Raw genomic sequence first — 21,448 nt, forward strand, 5'->3', positions numbered from 1 at the left:
TATCTCCCTCCCAATTCCGTTTGATTATAGCCGAAACAAGCTTTTTTCTCAAGGGAGTCAGACGGAGGAAGAAAGCTTGCCGCCGGGGGTTGCGTGGGTCAGCGTGCGCTGGATAAAGGCCAGGTACTGGAAAAAACCGTCCTCGTCTGCCTGGGGATAGGAAAATCCCAGCTGTGCCCCCACATCATTGGCTGTGTCGTGGAACAGACCGCAGGCGGTACGTATCGCCTGCCACATATGCTCATAGTCGCTGTCGCAGTAAATCTTGGTGTAGCGCTGGTAGAGGGAAGGGGGCAGGCAGCGCCGGAAAAACTTATTGGATTTCCCGCAGGAGACGGAAAAATCTGTGGCACAGCCCACGTACCAGGCCAGCATCTGCTCCAGCATCGGGCGGGTCTGAGTGTGGTAGGTGGTCATGGCGAAGGGAAGCTCGTTGCGGGCAATGCCCTTGGCCACATCGCACAGGCTCCAAAAAAATTCGTTGCAGCACCCATGAAACTGGCTGGCGGTGGGAGGCTTGACATGAAAGTCCTCGTCGCTGGGGGGCGGCAGCTTGGGAAGACAGCCGATTTTATCCAGCAGGGGCAAAAAGAGCTTGTTCCGGGTGCAGCCCTGCTGCATATGTTCTACCGTCTCCACACCCAGGTCGATCCGGTTTCCGTCTTCCAGCAGAAGAAGCCAGGAATAGAGCTGCTGGTAGTTGGAGCGCAGCCCAAACCGGTCGCCGTATCCAAAGTCATCGTCCTGTTCCTGGGGCAAAATCCGTGGACCGAAGACATCCAGCCATGCCGGGTCTGCCGGAAAGAGTCGGTTTCCGTGACCACATACATAAGGTCAAAGTCCTGATAGACATCCTTGGGCACATTGGGGTTTGTGCGGGAGCCTTTCAGGTAAGCTGCCAGGATCCGGGAGTCGGATTTGGCCACAGACAAAATCAGGTCCATAATTTCCTGTTCACTGCGCATGGGATCGGTCGCCTCCTTGCTGTACTGCCGAGCGTTCTTCCTAATTATAACAAACGGCGGGGAGACAGGCAAATGGGAAAGTCGGGGCAAAAAAAGGCACCGCCCAAATGGGCGGTGCCTTCAACAGATCATCAGCACGTTATATACCGGAGAGGGGAGATTTATCAATCCTGAGATCAGCATAGGCCCAGCAGATGGCGCACTTCACCAATCATATATAACGATCCGCAGGCGCATACCACATCTTCCGGTCCGGCCAGAGCCAATGCTTGCTTGATTCCTTGCTCGGTAGTCTCGCAGGCATCGGCCTGGATGCCTAAGCCATGGAGATAATCCGCCAGCTCCTGAGCACTGAGGGCCCGGGGGCTGTCTGGAGTAATGGTGACAAAGGATTTGGCCAGGGGCAGGATTTTGTTTATCATATCGGGGTAGTCCTTGTCCCCCAACACTCCGGTCAGGAAGATCATTTTCTTCCCCGGATACAGCTCCTCCAATGCATCGTGCAGAGCAGCCATACACTGAGGATTATGTCCGCCATCCAGCAAAATATCAGGGTTGCGGCGAACCAGTTCCAAACGGGCAGGCCACACGGCGTTCTCAAGACCCTGGGCCACGGCCTGTTCCTCGATCTTCCAGCCGCGGTGGATCAGGGTCGAGATCGTATCCAATGCGGTCATGGCGTTGTACAGCTGGTGGGGGCCCAGCAGAGAGATGTGATAGGGACCCTTTCCACGGTAACGGAAGGTCTGTCCATCCCGGTTGCTTTCCAGAACCTCCAGAGTTTGCGGCGCGGTCACCGTCAAAGGACTCTCCATCTGCCGGCAGGCCTCTTTTACCACATCCTCCACCTCGCCGCTTTGGTGGTAGAGTACGGTGGAGCAGCCCTTTTTGATGATGCCGGACTTCTCTTGAGCAATCAGCGTACGGGAGTTGCCCAGTTCCTGGGTGTGCTCCAAACCGATGTTGGTGATCACCGCTGCTTCGGGAGCGGGGATCACGTTTGTGGAATCAAGGCGTCCGCCCAGTCCCACTTCCAGCACGACAATATCGCACTTCATGCGCAGGAAAAACTCCAGGCCCAGAGCGGTCATCAATTCAAATTCCGTGGGGGGATCCTCCATTCCCTCTCCGGCTTTGATGACCAACTCGCCCAGCTCGCCCAGCATCGCGTCGGAGATGGGCGCGCCATCCACCTGAAAGCGCTCGTGGAACGTCCAGAGATGGGGAGAGGTATAAAGTCCGGTGCGCAGTCCCGCTTGCGTAAGAATGGAAGAAACCATCGCCGCGGTCGATCCTTTTCCGTTTGTACCGGTAATGTGGATAAATTTCAGCTTTTCATGGGGGCTGCCCAGCCGTTCCAACAGGGTAAACGTGCGGCTCAGGCCGGGCTTTCGGCCGGTCCATGCCCGTTCATGAATAAAATTGACTGCTTCCTGACCTGTCATAGCAATTTGCTCCTTTTTGTCCGCTTCTTAGCGGGAATAAATCACTGCCGTGATCAATTGCGCGCCCTGGGAACTCTCCAGGCACACCGGCTTATCTTCGGCCTCCCGGCACAGCAGAAACTGACCGGCCGATGCCGTTTTGTGATCCTCAGGCAGCGACACCTGGCCTTGTCCGCAATAGACAGCCAGAGTGCGGCGGGGAAAGGGTTCAGGCGCGGAGACCGGAGCGGTCCAGCTCACAGCGCTCCCAGCCGACAGCGTCAAAGCCTGAAGGGTTCCCTGGCACTGTCCCTTGCGCAGCATTAAATTGAAGTCCGTACAGCATCCCCAGGATTCCACAGATACAGCCCCGTCAAAGGAGTATATTTGATAGGGAGCCAAAGAAAAACGTGCTCCATCGCCTACCTTCATATCCAGCCCGCCTTTTACGGTGGCAATCAGACGGTTGTAGTCAGGAAGTGGAGTGAAATCCGAATGCTCCAGAATGACCTTGGCAGAGCTGAACCGCCAGAGAAAATCCCGGTTTGCATAGACCGACTCCTGGGGTGCAATCGCCAGTTGAGTGGTGGTTCCACCCGACCAGTTGGTGGTGACGTAATCCTCTTCTGTAAGCAGAACCCACTGCATAATAGCCCTCATCACATCAATAGAGAGATGCCCCTCCTGACTGAACTTCTTGAGCCGCTGGGCTTGGGAAAGAGAAGGGGTAGCCTGTTCACTGTCCATGGCGTCCAGCAGGTCTACCTGTTCTTCCTTTTTGAGAAAGGACAGCTCATAGGCAGGGTTCAGGGCAATTTTCTTCTCATCGACCATATCCAGCAGTTCGGGAATTAGTTCTGTCAGACGAATATATCGCTTTACCTGTGATTTGCTATCAGGGCTGTTTTCTGCAATCTTTTCTGCCGCAGTCAACTTCGGCCCAACTTGGGCCGAAGTTAAATCGGTCCTTTCTCCCTGCCGTTTGATAGCCTCCAGCTTCATGCGATAAGCCCAGGCTTTTTCGCTGGGTAAAACATCTTCTCGCTGGATATTCGCGTCTACCATCTCGATGACAGCTTCTTCATCATTCATTTCACGGATAATGACGGGCATATCCTCCAAACCCGCCAACTCGCTGGCACGGTGCCGTCGATGGCCAGAAATAATCTCATATCCGCCCTCCGGGTCAGGACGCACAAGCCCAGGAGTGCGAACACCACGCTGTCTGACGCTATCCAGCGTTTCTAACATTTTGGGATCGTCGTCCTTGACACGGTAGGGCTGTCCAGTAAACGGCACTTCCGTCTGCATTGCCGAATACCCCTTAAAGTAATGAAGCTGCGAGAGCGGAATACGGACGACGCGCTCCTCACCAGCCTGCTGACGCTCCTGCTCGGTAGTAAACAGATCATCTACCGATGCCAGCTCTATTTTTTTCGCGCTGCTTTTCAAGTTTCAACACCTCCTATTACAATATATTTACGGTACAAGGCACGGCAGCCAGCCGTGTCTTTTTCCGCATCGTTGCCAAAGCTGTTAGAATGAGAGAGTCTTGGCCTGATGTATACCTCCAAGGACCAGCGCGTCCGTGACGAAGTCCGTCAGCCAGCCTCTCATTCGCAGCGTTCGATTTATGCAGGTTGAGCCACCTCCTTGGTGCGCCCGTGTCATCAAATAGATTGGATCGGCAATGGTGGAATGGCTGGTCGCCAAAACAAATCCATGATGAGGAGCGATCAATATGAATAATGTTGTAGGGATTGATGTTTCCAAAGGAAAGAGCATGGTATCCGTTCTCCGCCCTTTTGGAGAAGTGGTAGCAAAACCATTTTCTATTGGTCACACCGGCAGTGAACTCAAGGAGCTGGCAGACTACTTGAAAAGCCTGGACGGTGAGACACGGGTAGTCATGGAGCACACCGGACGGTACTATGAGCCAGTAGCCCGCTTTCTTCATGATGAGGGCGTCTTCGTCAGTGCAGTCAATCCGAAGCTCATCAAGGACTACGGAAATAACACCCTGCGCAAAGTGAAAACAGACAAGGCGGATTCCCGCAAGATTGCCCGCTATGGGCTTGACAACTGGGCAGAATTGCGCCAACATACACCCATGGATACGATTCGAATGCAACTGAAAACACTGAACCGGCAGCAGAGTCTGTACTCCAAGACCAAGACGATGATGAAAAATAACCTCATCGCCCTTCTTGACCAGACCTATCCCGGTGTCAACACCCTCTTTGACAGCCCCGTCCGTGAGGATGGGTCGCAGAAGTGGGTGGACTTTGCCACGACCTTTTGGCATGTAGACTGCGTGCGGAACATGAGCCTCACTGCCTTTGCCGAGCGTTACCGCAAGTGGTGTAAACGGCATGGCTACAACTTCAGCCAGAGCAAAGCCGTTGAGGTCCACGCCGGAGCACAGGACCTGATCGCCATGCTCCCCAGGGACGCCCTGACCAAAACCATGGTCCGGCAGGCCATTGATGCGCTGAACGCTATCTCTGCCTCTCTGGAACGGCTCAAGGCTGAAATGCAGGCCCTGGCAGCGCAGCTCCCGGAATATCCCGTCGTCATGGCCATGCACGGCGTAGGCGATTCTCTTGGCCCTCAGCTTATGGCGGAGCTCGGGGATGTGACCCGGTTTACCCACCGAAACGCCATTACCGCTTTCGCGGGTGTTGACCCTGGCGCTGACCAGTCCGGCACTCACGAGGCTAAGAGCACAAGGGTTTCCAAAAGCGGGCCGCCTGAGCTGCGCCGCGCCTTGTTTCTGGTCATGGACTGCCTTTTGAAAACCATGCCTCAGGATGACCCGGTGTACCGTTTCATGGACAAGAAACGAGCTGAGGGCAAACCCTATCTGGTCTACATGACAGCCGGCGCCAACAAGTTCCTGCGCATCTACTATGGCAGAGTAAAAGAATACCTGGCATCTTTGGAGGGAAATTAAGGAAGCATCCTTCCTTGTTGGAGAACGATACTGCATTTACGCTAAAAACATCTTATGACAGAAAGAGAGCGATTAAGATGTTTTTAGACAATTTATCCACCTCCATCCTCAAATTATGTGATACTCGAAGACTCAGCTATGAAGCCGCCTCAGAACGATGCGACCTCAGTTCCAGGTACTTTGGCGACATTGCCAGAGGCAAAACCGCCCCAACAATTCTAACCTTGGAAAAACTCTGCGTTGGGTTTGCTCTGACGCCAAATGACTTTCTGATCTCCTCAGACATCTGGAGAGAAATGTCTTTCCGCAAGCCAATGTCAGTGGCTCAAATTCGTTGTTTTCACTCCATCTGCGGCCTTACTGGTTTCCCAGTCTGCCCTCAATGCGGGAGAACCCTCGAACGGGAATACCAACCTTACTGTGATCGCTGCGGACAATGCTTGGATTGGAAAGACTTCTCCAAAGCAACTATCATCCTGCCTCAGAAATAACTCCCTCGGCTACATATTTTCCTATCCGGCCAGCGCACTCTACCCGCTGGCCGCTTTTGCTATGCCCTTTTCCCGCCTCAATTTTTCTTCATCTCCCTATTGACTTTTTATTTGCAGACTTCGTCAGATTTTTGTATCCCTCAGCCACCTTGCCGCCGGGATCATGGGCAAAAATGCTTTTTCCCTCGGCGCTGATTTCCTTAGCCCGGACAGAATGGGGGATCTCTGTGCCGAATACTTTGATCTTGCTGCCATAGGTCTCCCGCAGGAGCGCGGAGATCTCTTTGGCAAAGTTGGTTCGGCTGTCCACCATCGTCAGCAGGATACCGTCTATCTGGAGCTTGGGGTTGATCTGCCGCTTTACCTTGTTTACCGTGGAGAGCAGCTGTTCCAGCCCTTTGGCGGGCAGATACTCCGCCTGAACGGGAATTATGATCCTGTTCGCAGCGGCCAGCGCATTGACTGTGAGCATCCCCAGGGAGGGCTGGCAGTCGATGAGGATATGGGAGTATTGCCCCTTCAGCGTGTCCAGATATTGCCGCAAGATAGTCTCACGGCTCATGGCATTTACCAGAGATACTTCCATACCGGATAACTGGATGTCCGCAGGCATCAGGTCTACACCCTCCGGGTGGTGCAGGATACCCTCACCGGGACGAAGCGGCTCATCCATCAGGATACGCCCCATAGCGTCCGACAGCGTAAAGGGCAGCTTGTCCGGTTGGGGATTGCCCAGGCTGATGGTTAGGCTCCCTTGTGGGTCTCCGTCGATCAGCAGGACTTTCTTTCCGGCCTGTGCCAAACCGATTCCAAGATTGGCACAGGTGGTGGTTTTGCCAACGCCGCCCTTCTGGTTGGCGATGGCGATGATTTGCGTGTTCATTGACTTCACCTCATTTCTAATTGTTGCTGTTGCTTCTGGAAATAGAAAAAGCCGCCACTCCAAAATTAAAAGTGAAGTGACGGCTCTTTCTATCGCCGGAATACGAGTTCCTGAAATGAAAAAAGCACCCAGTCATTTTATACTGAGTGCTATATCAAATTCATATTCAATTATTCAAATTAGGTCAAACTATGCCAAACTGCCACAGCCCAAAACGAGGGGAAGGCAGGCTGAAAAGCACCTCCAAAACACCCCCAAAATCGGCTCTCGGTTGTCCTATAATTTAACCACTAACCCCTTTTTTTACCCCCATTTTTGCCGGTTGTCCTATATTTAACCACTAAAAATTGGGTGAAAACGGCTCTCGATTTGCCAAATTTGGTCAAACCATATCAGCCCGTTTAGATATAGTAAAACCCCGGAAAACCTTGATTTTCCGGGGTTTTTGAACCATTTTGATACGGTTTGAACAGCAGATTATCTCTTGCTGAACTGAGGCGCGCGACGAGCTGCCTTGAGACCGTATTTCTTACGCTCCTTCATACGAGGATCGCGGGTGAGCAGACCGGCAGCCTTCAGGGCGGGACGGTACTCCTCGTTGGCCAGCAGCAGGGCGCGGGCCACACCGTGACGGATAGCGCCGGCCTGGCCGGTCACGCCGCCGCCGGTGACGGTAGCAACGATATCCATCTTGCCCAGGGTGTCGGTGGTAGCCAGGGGCTGACGGACCAGCAGCTTCAGGGTCTCCAGACCAAAGTACTCGTCGATGTCACGGCCGTTGATGGTGATGGAGCCGGTGCCGTTGGGGAACAGGTGAACACGGGCCACGGAGGACTTCCGACGGCCGGTGCCATAGAAATAGGGCTTCTTGCTCTGATACATGATCGTCTACCTCCTGATTACTGAGCGTCCCAGAGCTCGGGCTTCTGGGCAGCGTGCTCATGCTCGCCGCCGCGATAGATCTTCAGGCGGGTCAGGGCACTGTTGGACAGGGAGTTCTTGGGCAGCATACCCTTCACAGCCAGCTTCATGGCCAGCTCGGGGCGCTCGCTCATCAGGGTGCGGTACTTGACTTCCTTCAGACCGCCGACCCAGCCGGAGTGACGGCGATAGTACTTCTGATCCAGCTTCTTGCCGGTCAGCACGGCCTTGTCAGCGTTGATGACGATGACGAAGTCGCCGCAGTCGGCGTTGGGAGTGAACTCAGGCTTGTGCTTGCCCCGCAGCAGGGTGGCGGCGGCGGCAGCGGTCTTGCCCAGGGGCTTGTTCGCGGCGTCCAGGATATACCACTTACGCTCGATGTTCCCCTTGTTGGCCATAAAAGTGGACATAGGTGAAACCTCCATTTTCGTGTGCTTATGTTGAACCACGGTGTTTGGAATAAAATCTTGGGCTCCACTGTACAAGCGGAGCGTTTTGTATTATAGTATTTGGGCGGTCAAGTGTCAACGACTTTTTTGACCATTTTTTACTGAGTTTCAAAAATCTCTCGCATTCTCACGAAATCTCCTGATATCTCTTGATATCTCACGTTCAATTTTTAAATTGTTTTGCGGGAAATGTTGTGAAACGGGGCTGTTTTGCCCGGAAGGAGACAGAAATGAACCGTATTCTATCCCTGGTCCGACGCTGTGTGGAGGACTATGAGATGATCGCCCCCAATGACCGGGTGGCGGTGGGTGTTTCCGGGGGAAAGGACTCCCTGATGCTGCTTACCGCCCTGGCTAAGCTGCGGGAATTTTACCCCATTCCCTTCGAGGTGGAGGCCATCACCTTAGATATGGGCCACGCCGACGGCCGTCCGGGTATGGACTTTACCCCTGTGGCCCGCTACTGCCAGGAGCTGGGCGTTCCCTATACCCTGATTCCCAGCGAGATCCACCATATTATCTTTGATGTGCGCAAGGAGAAGAACCCCTGCTCCATGTGCGCCAAAATGCGCCGTGGCGCCCTGCACAACGCCATGAAGGAGCGGGGGATCACCAAGATCGCCCTGGGGCACCACTATGACGACGCGGTGGAGACTCTCTTTATGTCCCTTATCTTTGAAGGGCGCCTGTCCTGTTTCCAGCCGGTGACCTGGCTGGACCGCATGGGCATCACCCAGATCCGCCCCATGCTCTACTGCGGGGAGCAGATGGTGCGCCACACCGCCCAGCGGCTGGCCCTGCCTGTGGTGGAAAATCCCTGTCCCGCCAACGGCAACACCAAGCGCCAGGAGATCAAGGAGCTGATCTACGAGCTCAACGGCCGCTATCCGGGTTTGAAGTCCCGGGCCTTTGGGGCCATGCAGCGCCTGCCCCTGCCTGCCTGGGGTCCCGTGGAGCACCGCAGACGGCCTCTGCCCGAGGAACCGGAGGATTTTCAGTAAAAATGACCGAAGAAAATTCCCGTTTTTGCTGGAATCCATGAAAATAGGGTGCTATAATGTGACGGAACGTGGAACAATACTTTGATACAGCGCGGGGGTTCTCCCGCCTGAGAGGAGTCGAATTGATATGAGCGAAGAGACCGTTTACAGCGCCAATCCGGGCAAGCAGCTGATCCGTACCGTGGACGGAGTGGACTACCAGCGCATCCCCATCAAAACCCACCTCATCACCAAGGCGGACAAGATGGAGGACGTGGTGTGCCGCTATGCCAAGGAGCAGATGCAGCCCGGCGACATCCTGTTTATTTCCGAGAAGGCGGTGGCCTGCACCCAGAGCCGCGCCATCCCCATGGAGGACATCAAGCCCCGCAAGCTGGCCGTCACCCTCAGCCGCTACGTCACCAAGACCCCTGCCGGTATCGGCCTGGGCATCCCTGAGACCATGGAGATGGCTCTCCAGGAGTGCGGTACCCCCCGCATCCTGTTTGCCGCTTTCTGCAGTGTGATCGGTAAGATTTTGCGCCAGAAGGGCTGGTTCTACATCGTAGCCGGTCCTAAGGCCCGGGGCATTGACGGTCCCACCGAGGGGACCATCCCTCCCTATGACCACTACGTAGTCCTTACCCCTGACGACCCCATGGGCACCTCCAAGAAGCTGGCTGCCGCTCTGGGCCACCCGGTGGCCATTGTGGACATCAACGACCTGGGCGCCAACATCCTGGGCTTCTCCGAGAAGGAGCCCTCCATGGACCAGATCGCCAAGATCCTGGGGGACAACCCCCTGGGCCAGTCCAGCGAGTCTACCCCCATGGGCATCATTCGCAAAGCCTGATCAAGAGATCTCTTTTTCCCTGCCGCACCAGCGGCGGGGAATTTTTTTGCCTTCCGGGGGAATTTTAGTTCTAAAACGGCCATAATGGGCGTAGATTCAGGGGATGGGAAAGGGGTTGCAGGCGACTTTCCCCCTTTACTGTGTTAAAAATACACAAATACATTTGTCCATCAGACGCGGAAATTTGGCGGATGCGAAGAAAACTTCCAAAAGGAGGAAGAAAATAATTTTCGGACATTCAATAAAAGCATACAAAACATGAAAAAGAAGAATATTAAAACCGGAAAAGCGCAGCAAAACCCTGAAATTTATGAAAATGCAAGATAAAATGAGTAAACTTGCAAAACAAAAAACCGGGTGCTATAATCTGGAACCACAAACAACCAAGCGCCGACGGGCCGGAAGGTGTGTTGGACGGCGTCGGTTTTCATTAAGGGAGGAATCACTATGGCGATCAAGAATGCATATCTGAACCGTGTATACCAGGACCTGGCTGGACGTTACGCCGATCAGAAGGAATTTCTGCAGGCAGTGCAGGAGGTCTTGACCTCGCTGGAGCCGGTGTTTGAGCGCCGCCCCGAGCTGGAGGAGATGGGCATTATTGAGCGCCTGGTGGAGCCGGAGCGCAGCCTGCTGTTCCGGGTGTCCTGGGTGGACGACCGGGGCAAGATCCAGGTCAACCGGGGCTACCGGGTGCAGTTCTCCACCTCCATCGGACCCTCCAAGGGCGGCCTGCGCTTCCACCCCAGCGTGAACCTGTCGGTCATCAAGTTCCTGGGCTTTGAGCAGATCTTCAAAAACTCCCTGACCGGCCTGCCCATGGGCGGCGGCAAGGGCGGCTCCGACTTTGATCCCAAGGGCAAGAGCAACAACGAGATCATGCGTTTCTGCCAGTCCTTTATGATCGAGCTGCAGCGCCATATCGGCCCCGATACCGACGTACCCGCCGGTGACATGGGCGTGGGCAGCCGGGAGATCGGCTATATGTTCGGCCAGTATAAGCGCATTCGCAACGAGTTCAGCGGCGTGCTCACCGGCAAGGACCCCAACTCCGGCGGCTCCCTGGCCCGCCCCGAGGCCACCGGCTTCGGCCTGTGCTACTTCACCCAGGAGATGCTCCACGAGCGCAATACCTCCTTCCAGGGCAAGCGGGTGGTGATCTCCGGCTCCGGCAACGTGGCCACCTACGCAAACCAGAAGGCCACCCAGTTGGGAGCCAAGGTGGTGGCCATGAGCGACTCCAACGGCTATATCGTGGATGAGAACGGTATCGACTACCGCACCATCCAGCTCATCAAGGAGGTCAAGCGGGACCGCATCAAGACCTATGTGGACTATGTGCCCACCGCCAAATATGTGGAAGACCCCAGAGGCATCTGGACTGTCCCCTGTGACATCGCCCTTCCCTGCGCCACCCAGAACGAGCTTGCCCATCGAGGGCGCCCGGGCGCTGAAGGAGAACGGCTGTATCGCCGTGGCCGAGGGCGCCAACATGCCCACCACCCTGGAGGCTACCAAGTATCTCCAGGACAACGGCATCCTCTTTGGTCCCGCCAAGGCGGCCAACGCCGGCGGCGTGGCGGTCTCCGGTCTGGAGATGAGCCAGAACTCCATGCGTATCGTATGCCCTGGAGCTTTGAGGAAGTGGATGAGCACCTGAAGAAGATCATGGTGAACATCTATCACAACATCGACCAGGCCGCCAAGGACTACGGTGCGCCGGGCAACCTGGTGATGGGCGCCAACATCGCCGGCTTTGAAAAGGTATGCCAGGCAATGATCTGGCAGGGCGTGTCCTTCTGATTGGAATAGAAAAGGAACCCCCGTGCTTGCAGCACGGGGGTTCCTTTTGTACGGAGATGATTTATTCCGCGCTCTGCTTGGACTGGTCAAACAGGGCCAGCACAGAGGCGTCGGGCTTGGGGGTGAGTAGAGAGACCACCACAATGGCGATCAGCGCGCTGAGGAAGGCAGGCAGCAGCTCGTAGATAGCCAGAGCGCCGCCCATCGGGGCGATGAGGAACTTCCACACAAAGACCATCACACCGCCCACCACAAGGCCGGCCAAAATGCCCTGGCGGTTACTCCGCTTCCAGAACAGAGCGCACAAAATGGCGGGACCGAAGGTGGCGCCGAAACCGGCCCACGCGAAGGAGACGATGGCAAAGACGCTGCTGTTGGGGTCAGAGGCCAGGAAGACCGCAATAATGGCGATGCAGATAACGGTGCCCCGGGCCACCAGCATGGTCTGCTTGGGAGTAAGTTTCATGCCGAAGACGTCCTGGAGCAGGTTCTCCGAGAATGCGGAGGAGGCTGCCAGCAGCTGGGAGTCGGCGGTGGACATGGTAGCGGCCAGGATACCGGCCAGAATGAGACCGGCGACAATGGCGGCCAGCCAGCCATAGGTAGAGAGCAGGTTGGCGATCTGGACGATGATAGTTTCGGAGGCGCTGCCTTCCAGGGTGGGGATGTGGCCGGCTTTGGAGACGCTGTTGCCAATCATGCCGATGCACACGGCCACCGTCATGGAGATGACCACCCACACCGCAGCAATGCGGCGGGACAGGGTCAGCTCCTTCTCATCCCGGATGGCCATAAAGCGCACCAGAATGTGGGGCATGCCGAAGTAGCCCAGGCCCCAGGCCAGCATGGAGAAGATGTTGATAGCGGGGTAGGGTTTGGCGGAACCGGCAACCGGGTCGTAGGTCTGGAAGAAGCTGAGGTATCCGTCCATAGACTTGGCGTTCTCCACCACGGCGTCCACGCCGCCCGCCTGGTTGATGCTGAACACGGTGATGACCACCAGAGCCACGGTCATAATGATGGACTGGATGAGGTCCATGGTGGCCACAGCGGAGAAGCCGCCCACCGAGGTGTAGCTGATGATGACCAGGGCGCCGATGATGACAGCCAGCATGTAGTTCCAGCCAAACAGGCTGTTGAACAGCTTGCCGATGGCGGCCAGGCCAGAGGCCACATAGGGGACGAAGAAGATGAGAATAATGAGGGAGGCGATGCACATAATGATGGGCCGCTTCTCCTGATAGCGCTTGGAGATGAAAGAGGGGATGGTGATGGCGTCCAGCTGCACGCTGTAACGGCGGATGCGTTTGGCCACCAGCAGGAAGTTGAGATAGGTGCCCAGAGCCAGACCAATGGCAGTCCAGCTGGCGTCAGCCACGCCGCTGAGGTAGGCCACGCCGGGCAGGCCCATCAGCAGCCAGGAGGACATGTCGCTGGCCTCGGCGCTCATGGCGGTGACCAGAGGGCCGATGCCGCGGCCGCCCAGATAAAACCCTTCGGCGCTTTTCTTGCTCCGGCGGCCGATCAGCACGCCGGTGCAGATGACAAAACAGAGGTAGAGGATAATGGTCGCGGTGATAAACATCTGTGCGCTTGTCATGCAGAACTCTCCTTTTGTTTCACTTACCTGCCCTTCCGCACACACTTCGGAACGGCAATGGGGACATTATAGCATAAAAAAAGCCGGAGTAAAATGCAGAATGGTGTATAGAATAAATTCTATACACCATTCTTGTGTATTCCGACAAAATCCTTGAAAATCAATGAAAATATAAAATACGCTTTTAAGGAGTGTTGGTAGACGATGTGCGCCGAAAGCCGCCAAAGAACAGGGGCAGCATGGTCTGGCTGTACTGGGGCAGGGAGTAGCCGCCGCCGGACAGGCACCAGTCATAGATGAGCGCCCGCTCACAAAGGGCGTATACCCGCACCAGCTCGCTCACCGTCACGTCACTGCGCAGCTCCCCTCTCTGCTGGCCCTGGGCCATGATCTGCCGCAGCAATTTATAAATTTATAATAGGTGCGGTTGTGGTCCAGCAGGTGCTTCTCGCCCCGGGTCACCAGTTGGGAGGAGTAGAGCCGGGCCAGCAGATCCAGGGAGATGGAGTTTTCGATCATGATGAATAGCTCCCGGTTCAAGTACATCAGCTGGTCAAAGCGGTCCTGCTGGGGGTCCAGGGTGGGGGAGAGCTCCTCATACTTCCGGTCAAAGAGGTAGGACAGGGAGGAGAGCAGGGCGTCTTTGCCCTCAAAGTAGTGGTAGAAGGAGCCGCGGGAGGTGCCCGACTCCTGGATGATCTCCTCCACCGTGGTGTCGTCGTAGCCCTGACGGTAGAAGAGGCTCCAGGCCGCCTCGATGATGCGGCCCTTGGTATCCCGGTTGTTTTTCTTGGCCATGGGGAGCGCTCCCTTCCAATATGGAGTAAAATAGAGTGAAAATGTGGGGTGCAACCGTTGGTTGCGGCCCATTCCAAGGGGACTTGGTTGCCCGGAGCGGGTCCTTCCTTTATAATAGGGGCAAAGAAAGGAGGGGAGGACCTTTGACTCTGGGAGAAAAAATCTGCACGCTGCGCACTGGGAAAGGGCTGTCCCAGGAGGATCTGGCGGCAAAGTTGGAGGTATCCCGGCAGAGCGTGAGCAAGTGGGAGACGGGCCAGTCGGTGCCCGACCTGGAGAAGATCATCAAGTTGGCTGACCTGTTTGGGGTGAGCGTGGATGAACTGGTGCGGGAGGGGGAACGGCCTCAGCCGCCTCAGCCAGAGGCCAAGGTGGTCTATGTAAAGGAGAAGCGGGAGTGGACGGCGGCCCAAAAGCTGGGGATTTGCCTGCTGGCGGCGGGAGGAGCCCTCACCCTGCTGGGGCTGGCCTACGGCGGGGCACTGCCTCTGGTGGGAGTGGCGCTGTTGGTGCTGGGCCTGCCCCTGCTGCTGGCAAAGAAACACCCGTGGATCGCGTTGGGGTGGACATGTGTTGCGCTGAGCCTGTTGGTGCTCAACCCCCATACCTCCGTCACCCCCTGGGGACTGATCGGCGGAGTGCGGATGTTCCTTGCCTGCTACCCGGAACACTGGTACTATGCCACCCAGCTGGGTGTATCCATCTCGGTGGTCCGGGGTCTGCTGACCCTGGTGCTGATGGTCTTTACCTGGCGGGCCTGGAGAAAGAAAAAACAAGAAAAAGAGCTGCCTTGAGCGGCTCTTTTTCATTATCCCCAATTTTTCTGCCTCCGTCAACCGGATTCTGCCCGGCCCGACGGTTTACATCTCTTTTCCCTTGTGATAGAATGATTTTCATCTTTGAAAGGGGGCGGGACTGTGGCCTACCACTTTTTTCCCATGATCACCCGTATGCGGTACATTAACCGCTGGGGACTCATGCGCAACACCGATCCTGAGAATATCCAGGAGCATTCCCACATGGTGGCCGTTCTGGCCCACGCTCTGGCCGTTATCCACAATGAAAAGTTCGGCGGACAGGTGGACCCGGGTACAGTGGCGGTGGCTGCCCTCTACCACGACGCCAGCGAGATCCTCACCGGCGATATGCCCACCCCAATCAAGTACGACAACCCGGATATCCAGTCGGCCTATAAGGCGGTGGAGGCGGTGGCGGAGCAGAAGCTGCTGAGTATGCTGCCTCCCGACCTGAGGGGAGCCTACGACGAGGTGCTTACCATCCCTGACCCGGAGGTGCGCGCCCTGGTCAAGGCGGCGGATAAGCTCTCTGCCTATCTCAAGTGTGTGGAGGAGCTGAAGGCAGGCAACAACGAGTTTAAGAAGGCAAAGGAACAGACCTTGGCCGCTCTGGAGGAAAATACCCTGCCAGCCCTGCAATACTTTATGGAGGAGTTTCTCCCCGGCTTTGAGCTCACCCTGGATGAGCTGCAAGACAGCGTAAATCGTTGATCCATAATATCTATATATAAGGAAAGGATTCGAGACTATGAAAGCCATTGTCACTGTCATCGGCAAGGACCAGGTGGGCATCACTGCCGCCGTGTGTTCTCTGCTGGCCCAGCACAACATTAACATCCTGGACATCAGCCAGACCATTCTGCAGGACTACTTCACCATGGTCATGCTGGTGGATACTTCCGCCTGCCAGTTGTCCATCGGCGAGCTGTCCGACCTGCTGGACCAGGCAGGCAAGGAGCGGGCTCTGTCCATCCGTATTCAGAGAGAAGATATTTTTAATGCTATGCATAGAATTTAAGCGCGGAGGATAGGCACACAGGGGAGACAGACTCCAGAGCGGATGGGCAGAGCCCAGGAACCGCTGTAAGCGGAGCCGGGTCTGCCCGAAGTCGGCGGAGTTGTCGACCCGGCCGTGTGCTCAATCCGTAGCGTGATAACACGAAGCGCATAGGCGTGCGGAGCAGCGCGGATGGACCGAAGCGAGGGCGAGAAACCAAGTCGCTGGAGACGACTGTTTCGAGCCTGAGATGGAGGGAAGCCGTGCGTCGCGCAGCCGCCGCAGCGTGATATCAGACATATCCCACCTTTTAGGAGGACAACCATGCTCAATCAAAATGAAATTATGCAGACGATCCAGATGATCGACCAGCAGCATCTGGATGTGCGCACCATCACCATGGGAATTTCCCTGCTCTCCTGCGCCCGCAGCGACCCCAAGGCCGCCTGCGACGCTATCTATGATAAGATCACCCGCTATGCCGAGAATCTGGTGGCCACCGGCGAGGCCATCGAGAAGGAGTTCGGCATTCCCATCGTCAATAAGCGCATCTCCGTCACTCCCATCGCCCTGGTAGCCGCCGCGGCAGATACCGACAACTACGCCCCCTTCGCCGTGGCTCTGGACAAAGCTGCCAAGACCACCGGAGTCAACTTTATCGGCGGCTTCTCTGCTCTGGTGCAGAAGGGCATGACCCAGGCCGACCGCAATCTCATCGCCTCCATCCCCGAGGCCCTGTCCACCACCGATCTGGTGTGCTCCAGCGTCAATGTGGGCTCCACCAAGGCGGGCATCGACATGGACGCTGTGGCCCTCATGGGCCGCACCATCAAGGATCTGGCCCAGCGCACCGCCGACCAGGGCGGCTTCGGCTGCGCCAAGCTGGTGGTGTTCTGCAACGCCGTGGAGGATAACCCCTTCATGGCCGGCGCCTTCCACGGCGTGGGCGAGCCGGAGCGGGTCATCAACGTGGGCGTTTCTGGACCCGGCGTGGTGTACCACGCCCTCCAGAGCGTGAAGGGTCAGCCCTTCGACGTGGTGGCTGAGACCATCAAGAAGACCGCTTTCCGCATTACCCGCATGGGTCAGCTGGTGGCCCAGGAGGCCTCCCGCCGCCTGGATACCCCCTTCGGCATTGTGGACCTCAGCTTGGCTCCCACCCCCGCCATCGGCGACAGTGTGGCCCGTATCCTGGAGGAGATGGGCCTGGAGGTCTGCGGCACCCACGGTACCACCGCGGCTCTGGCCCTCTTGAACGACGCGGTGAAGAAGGGCGGCGTCATGGCCTCCTCCCACGTGGGTGGCCTGAGCGGCGCTTTCATCCCGGTCAGCGAGGACGAGGGCATGATTGCCGCCGCCTCTTCCGGCGCTCTGACTCTGGACAAGCTGGAGGCCATGACCTGCGTGTGCTCCGTGGGTCTGGACATGATCGCTATCCCCGGTGACACCCCCGCCGAGACCATCTCCGCCATCATTGCCGACGAGGCGGCCATCGGTATGGTCAACTCCAAGACCACTGCCGTGCGTCTCATCCCTGCCCCCGGCAAGAAGGTGGGCGACATGGTGGAGTTTGGCGGTCTGCTGGGTTCTGCCCCTGTACAGCCCGTCCACCCCTTCTCCGCCAAGGCCTTTGTGGACCGCGGCGGCCGCATCCCTGCTCCCATGCAGAGCCTCAAGAATTAACCAGCTTTCTTGAAAGAAAGCTGGGCAAAGAACTTCCTGCAAAACTGCGTTTTGCTTCGTTGGTTCTGCTCAGCACGCCTGGGAAAAGCAGATACAAAAGACAAACAGCCGCCTGGGAGCGCAGAGTGCTCCCAGGCGGCATTCTCTTTTCTTACCAGAATTTTTTCTTCTTCATGATCCACAGGCTGATGAGTACCACCAGTACGCTCACGATAATAACCGCCGGATAACCGTATTTCCACCCCAGCTCCGGCATGCCCACAAAGTTCATTCCGTACCAACCGGCCACCAGGGACAGCGGCAGAAAAATGGTGGTCACAATGGTGAGGATCTTCATGATCCGGTTTTGCCGGATGTCAATTTCCGCCTGGAACAGCTCCCGCACCTGAAGACAGTATTCCCGCAGCAGCTGGGCTTCCTCACGCAGCCGTCCGGTGCGCTGCTCCAGCAGACGCAGCAGCCGAGCCTCACCCAAGGGGAACAACCCGTCTGGATCCTCTTCCAGGGCACGGAACAAGTTGTTGAGCTGCCCGTAGTACCGCATCCAGCCCAATACCTCTTTGCGCAGGTCGTTCATGGGGTGGTTGAAGTGCTCCAGGCTTCCTTCCATTACCCCTTCCTCCAGCTCCACCAGCCGGTCCTCCAGGCTCTCCAGGTGGCGGGAGTCCTTAGCCATTAAAAGCGTGAAAAATTCGTAAAAAAAGCGTCCGGCACTGCCCTGTACGTTCCGCTTTTCCCGCACCAGCCGCTGTACCAGGGTGTGGGCCGCCCCACTGTCATCGCACAGTACCACCTGGGTTCCCGTGAGCAAATAGCCGAAGGCGATGGGATTTCCGGTGCGGGTGTGCCGGGGCGTAGTTACTGTTCCGCACAGACAGCCCCGCCGCCACTCACCCTTGCAGCCTCGGGCGTCCCGGGCCAGCGGGGTGTGATGCAGAGTACCCTCCAGTCCCGGCAGAGAGGTACATTTGTCCAGCTCTTCTGAGGTGAGCAGTACCAGAGTACCTTCACCGGTTTCGGGCATCTGTTCCAGTGCAGCCAGCGTCTGACCAATACGATAGATCTTCATAGCAGCCTCCTGCCAATGGGTTTTCTTCATTGTAATCCCGGGGAAGAAATCCCGCAAGTGGGACTTGTCTGGCTGGGTTTTTCTGTGCTATGATGAGACAAAATGTGGATAAAGGAGTGTGTTCCATGTATATTGATCCTGTCTGCCACACTGGCCGTCCCTCCGACCAGCGCATCCCCCAGGAGGAGGCCGTCTACGATAAACTGGAGGAACTGGGGATTGAATTTGCCCGGGTAGATCACGACCACGCCGACACCATGGAGGACTGCCTGAAAATCGAGTCCATCCTGGGAGCCAAGATCTGCAAGAATCTGTTCCTCTGCAACCGGCAGCAGACGGAGTTTTACCTGCTGATGATGCCGGGAGACAAACCGTTTAAGACCAAGTTCCTCTCCGCTCAGCTGGGATGCTCCCGCCTCTCCTTTGCTGACGAGAACCACATGCGGGACTACCTGTCCACCATTCCCGGCTCCGTCTCCGCCCTGGAGCTGCTGTTTGACAAGGAGAACAAGGTGCGACTGGTGATTGACCGGGATCTCATGAACGACGAGTACATCTCCGGTCACCCCGGTATCTCCACCTCCACCATCCGCCTGAAGAAGGAGGAGCTGCTCAAGTATGTCCAGGCGGTGGGCCATGAGCCTACCTACATCGACCTGCCTGATCCCCGCACTATGGAGGAGTAAGAAAATTGGCACTCTAAGAGGGAAAGTGTAAAAAAATTATGAACTCCCTTGCAATTTGATCGGGACTGCGCTATCATATCGTTAGCACTCATAGAAAATGAGTGCTAACGATTTTTTTGTTTACAACTACTTTCATATATGGAGGCGTCAATTATCATGGCAAAGAAACAGTTTAAGGCAGAATCCAAGCGCCTGCTGGACCTGATGGTCAACTCCATCTACACTCACAAGGAAATCTTCCTGCGGGAGCTCATTTCCAACGCCAGCGATGCGGAAGACAAGCTGGCCTATAAGGCTCTCACCGATGACCAGGTGCCTGTGGACCGCAGCGAGCTGAAAATCACCATTGTCCCCGACAAGGAGATGCGCACCCTCACCGTCTCTGATAACGGCGTGGGCATGAGCAAGGAGGACCTGGAGAGCAACCTGGGTACCATCGCCAAGAGCGGCTCCTTCCAGTTCAAGCAGGACCTGGCCAAGGAGGACAAGCCCGAGGACATCGACGTCATCGGCCAGTTCGGCGTGGGCTTCTACTCCGCCTTTATGGTGGCCGACCACGTCACCGTCATCTCCAAGGCCTACGGCAGTGACCAGGCTTATATGTGGCAGTCCGACGGGGCCGACGGTTATACCGTCACCGAGTGCGAGAAGGACACCGTAGGTACCGATGTCATCATGCACATCAAGGCCAATGTGGAAGATGAGAACTACGATCAGTATCTTGAAACCTATAAATTACAGGAACTCATCAAAAAGTACTCCGATTATATCCGCTACCCCATCGTCATGGAGGTGGAGGACTACCGCCAGAAGGAGAAGCCCGCCGACGCCGGCGAGGACTATAAGCCCGAGTGGGAGACCGTGAAGGAGTGGAAGACCATCAACTCCATGGTGCCCCTGTGGCAGCGTCCCAAGGCTCAGGTCAAGCCCGAGGAGTACAACAACTTCTACAAAGAGAAGTTCATGGACTGGCAGGACCCCCTGGCCGTTATCCACACCAGCGCCGAAGGCGCGGTGACCTATAAGGCCCTGCTCTATATCCCCGAGAAGGCCCCCTATGACTTCTACACCCGGGAGTACCAGAAGGGTCTGCAGCTCTACTCCTCCGGCGTGCTCATCATGGACAAGTGCGCCGACCTGCTGTCCGACTACTTCCGCTTTGTCAAGGGCGTGGTGGACTCCGCCGACTTCTCCCTGAACATCAGCCGTGAGGTCCTCCAGCACACCCGTCAGCTCTCCGTCATTGCCAAGGCCCTGGAGAAGAAGATCAAGGCCGAGCTGCTGAAGATGCAGAAGGAGGAGCCCGAGAAGTACGAGAAGTTCTGGGCCGCCTTCGGCAACCAGATCAAGTACGGCGTGGTGGCCGAGTACGGCGCCCACAAGGAGATGCTCCAGGATCTGCTGCTGTTCTGGTCCTCCAAGGAGGGCAAGAACACCACCCTGGCCGCCTATAAGGACCGGATGCCGGAGGATCAGCCTTATTACTACTACGCCTGCGGCGAGAGCGTGGACAAGATCGCCAAGCTGCCCCAGGTGGAGCGCATCCTGGACAAGGGCTACGAGATCCTCTACTGTACCGAGGACGTGGACGACTTTGTCATGCAGGCTCTGGGCGAGATCGACGGCAAGAAGTTCAAGTCCGCCACCGCCGAGGACGCTCTGCCTCAGACCGAGGAGGAGAAGAAGGAGTCCGAGGAGAAGGCCGAGGCCGGCAAGCCCGTGCTGGAGGCCGTGAAGGAAGTGCTGGGCGACAAGGTCAAGGAGGTGCGGATCTCCAAGATCCTCAAAACCGGCGCGGTGTGCCTGTCCGCTGACGGCCCTGTCTCTCTGGAGATGGAGCGCTACATGCGCAAGCTGGAGGGCGGCGAGCACATGAAGGCCGAGCGGGTGCTGGAGCTCAACGCCGACTCCGCTCCTTATGCTGCTCTGAAGAAAGCGGTGGACGAGGGCGACAAGGAGACGGTGGAGAAGTACTCCAAGCTGCTCTACGGTCAGGCTCTGCTGCTGGCAGAGCTGCCCTTGGAAGACCCTGCAGAATACGCCCAGCTGGTTTGCAGCCTGATGGTGTAAGAAACGGACGAAAACGCGGTGTGCTG

At 56.6% G+C, this 21,448-nt stretch carries 18 protein-coding genes and 2 pseudogenes; 10 read left to right on the forward strand and 10 right to left on the reverse strand.

The window, feature by feature from the left end; genetic code table 11:
- Positions 1–57 precede the first annotated feature (57 nt).
- The 3 genes and pseudogenes from ACLTXB_RS07820 to ACLTXB_RS07830 form a co-directional block, all read right to left on the reverse strand.
- Positions 58–965: pseudogene (locus ACLTXB_RS07820) on the reverse strand (aminoglycoside 6-adenylyltransferase).
- A 176-nt stretch (positions 966–1,141) separates the two neighbouring features.
- Positions 1,142–2,410 carry a bifunctional folylpolyglutamate synthase/dihydrofolate synthase gene (locus ACLTXB_RS07825; protein ID WP_428226563.1) on the reverse strand — a complete coding sequence of 423 codons (1,269 nt, stop codon included), beginning with the start codon at positions 2,408–2,410 and terminating at the stop codon, positions 1,142–1,144.
- 27 nt (positions 2,411–2,437) lie between these two features.
- Positions 2,438–3,841: a HutD family protein gene (locus ACLTXB_RS07830; protein ID WP_428226564.1), complete on the reverse strand. Its 1,404-nt coding sequence runs from the start codon at positions 3,839–3,841 to the stop codon at positions 2,438–2,440.
- Positions 3,842–4,130: 289 nt separating this feature from the next.
- Between ACLTXB_RS07830 and ACLTXB_RS07835 the strand changes: the two genes are divergently transcribed.
- Positions 4,131–5,342, forward strand: a complete 1,212-nt coding sequence (locus ACLTXB_RS07835; protein ID WP_428226565.1) for an IS110 family transposase — start codon at positions 4,131–4,133, stop codon at positions 5,340–5,342.
- 579 nt (positions 5,343–5,921) lie between these two features.
- Here ACLTXB_RS07835 and ACLTXB_RS07840 read toward each other — a convergent pair.
- The 3 genes from ACLTXB_RS07840 to rplM form a co-directional block, all read right to left on the reverse strand.
- The gene (locus tag ACLTXB_RS07840) at positions 5,922–6,716 is read right to left on the reverse strand and encodes a ParA family protein (protein WP_428226566.1); all 795 of its coding nucleotides are present in this window, start codon (positions 6,714–6,716) and stop codon (positions 5,922–5,924) included.
- Positions 6,717–7,193: 477 nt separating this feature from the next.
- Positions 7,194–7,598, reverse strand: coding sequence for a 30S ribosomal protein S9 (gene rpsI, locus ACLTXB_RS07845; RefSeq protein ID WP_008981354.1), 405 nt, complete (start codon positions 7,596–7,598; stop codon positions 7,194–7,196).
- Positions 7,599–7,615: 17 nt separating this feature from the next.
- Positions 7,616–8,047, reverse strand: a complete 432-nt coding sequence (gene rplM, locus ACLTXB_RS07850) for a 50S ribosomal protein L13 (RefSeq protein WP_020989826.1) — start codon at positions 8,045–8,047, stop codon at positions 7,616–7,618.
- Positions 8,048–8,316: 269 nt separating this feature from the next.
- Between rplM and ACLTXB_RS07855 the strand changes: the two genes are divergently transcribed.
- The 3 genes and pseudogenes from ACLTXB_RS07855 to gdhA all read left to right on the forward strand — a co-directional run bounded on the left by ACLTXB_RS07855 (position 8,317) and on the right by gdhA (position 11,722).
- Positions 8,317–9,087: a tRNA 2-thiocytidine biosynthesis TtcA family protein gene (locus tag ACLTXB_RS07855; protein ID WP_428226567.1), complete on the forward strand. Its 771-nt coding sequence runs from the start codon at positions 8,317–8,319 to the stop codon at positions 9,085–9,087.
- Between the two features lie 127 nt (positions 9,088–9,214).
- On the forward strand, positions 9,215–9,919 hold the full coding sequence (locus ACLTXB_RS07860; protein ID WP_008981357.1) for a coenzyme F420-0:L-glutamate ligase: 705 nt from the start codon (positions 9,215–9,217) through the stop codon (positions 9,917–9,919).
- A 447-nt stretch (positions 9,920–10,366) separates the two neighbouring features.
- A pseudogene (gene gdhA / locus ACLTXB_RS07865) lies at positions 10,367–11,722 on the forward strand (NADP-specific glutamate dehydrogenase).
- 61 nt (positions 11,723–11,783) lie between these two features.
- On the opposite strand, the gene ACLTXB_RS07870 reads toward gdhA, so the two are convergent.
- The 3 genes from ACLTXB_RS07870 to ACLTXB_RS07880 form a co-directional block, all read right to left on the reverse strand.
- Positions 11,784–13,322, reverse strand: coding sequence for a sodium/proline symporter (locus tag ACLTXB_RS07870; RefSeq protein ID WP_008981359.1), 1,539 nt, complete (start codon positions 13,320–13,322; stop codon positions 11,784–11,786).
- A gap of 184 nt (positions 13,323–13,506) precedes the next feature.
- Positions 13,507–13,725, reverse strand: coding sequence for a hypothetical protein (locus tag ACLTXB_RS07875; RefSeq protein WP_428226568.1), 219 nt, complete (start codon positions 13,723–13,725; stop codon positions 13,507–13,509).
- Positions 13,668–14,120 (reverse strand): TetR/AcrR family transcriptional regulator, encoded by a 453-nt coding sequence (locus ACLTXB_RS07880; protein WP_428226569.1) that lies wholly within the window; start codon positions 14,118–14,120, stop codon positions 13,668–13,670. The genes ACLTXB_RS07875 and ACLTXB_RS07880 overlap by 58 nt, the downstream gene beginning before the upstream one ends.
- Positions 14,121–14,263: 143 nt before the next feature.
- On the opposite strand from ACLTXB_RS07880, the gene ACLTXB_RS07885 reads away from it, so the two are divergent.
- The 4 genes from ACLTXB_RS07885 to ACLTXB_RS07900 all read left to right on the forward strand — a co-directional run bounded on the left by ACLTXB_RS07885 (position 14,264) and on the right by ACLTXB_RS07900 (position 17,597).
- Positions 14,264–14,914, forward strand: a complete 651-nt coding sequence (locus tag ACLTXB_RS07885; protein WP_428226570.1) for a helix-turn-helix domain-containing protein — start codon at positions 14,264–14,266, stop codon at positions 14,912–14,914.
- 123 nt (positions 14,915–15,037) lie between these two features.
- Positions 15,038–15,628, forward strand: a complete 591-nt coding sequence (gene yfbR / locus ACLTXB_RS07890; RefSeq protein WP_428226571.1) for a 5'-deoxynucleotidase — start codon at positions 15,038–15,040, stop codon at positions 15,626–15,628.
- A 37-nt stretch (positions 15,629–15,665) separates the two neighbouring features.
- Entirely contained in the window at positions 15,666–15,935 is a 270-nt protein-coding gene (locus tag ACLTXB_RS07895) for an ACT domain-containing protein (RefSeq protein ID WP_008981364.1), read from the forward strand.
- 303 nt (positions 15,936–16,238) lie between these two features.
- The gene (locus tag ACLTXB_RS07900) at positions 16,239–17,597 is read left to right on the forward strand and encodes a PFL family protein (protein ID WP_428226572.1); all 1,359 of its coding nucleotides are present in this window, start codon (positions 16,239–16,241) and stop codon (positions 17,595–17,597) included.
- A gap of 151 nt (positions 17,598–17,748) precedes the next feature.
- Here the strand turns inward: ACLTXB_RS07900 and ACLTXB_RS07905 are convergent, their stop codons facing one another.
- Positions 17,749–18,666 (reverse strand): CorA family divalent cation transporter, encoded by a 918-nt coding sequence (locus tag ACLTXB_RS07905; protein ID WP_428226573.1) that lies wholly within the window; start codon positions 18,664–18,666, stop codon positions 17,749–17,751.
- A 125-nt stretch (positions 18,667–18,791) separates the two neighbouring features.
- On the opposite strand from ACLTXB_RS07905, the gene ACLTXB_RS07910 reads away from it, so the two are divergent.
- Both ACLTXB_RS07910 and htpG read left to right on the forward strand, forming a co-directional pair.
- Positions 18,792–19,352, forward strand: coding sequence for a prolyl-tRNA synthetase associated domain-containing protein (locus ACLTXB_RS07910; protein ID WP_428226574.1), 561 nt, complete (start codon positions 18,792–18,794; stop codon positions 19,350–19,352).
- A 156-nt stretch (positions 19,353–19,508) separates the two neighbouring features.
- A complete protein-coding gene (htpG, locus tag ACLTXB_RS07915; protein WP_428226575.1) occupies positions 19,509–21,422 on the forward strand; it encodes a molecular chaperone HtpG in 1,914 nt (637 codons plus the stop codon).
- The last annotated feature ends 26 nt before the right edge of the window (positions 21,423–21,448 follow it).

Source organism: Flintibacter sp., assembly GCF_046973065.1.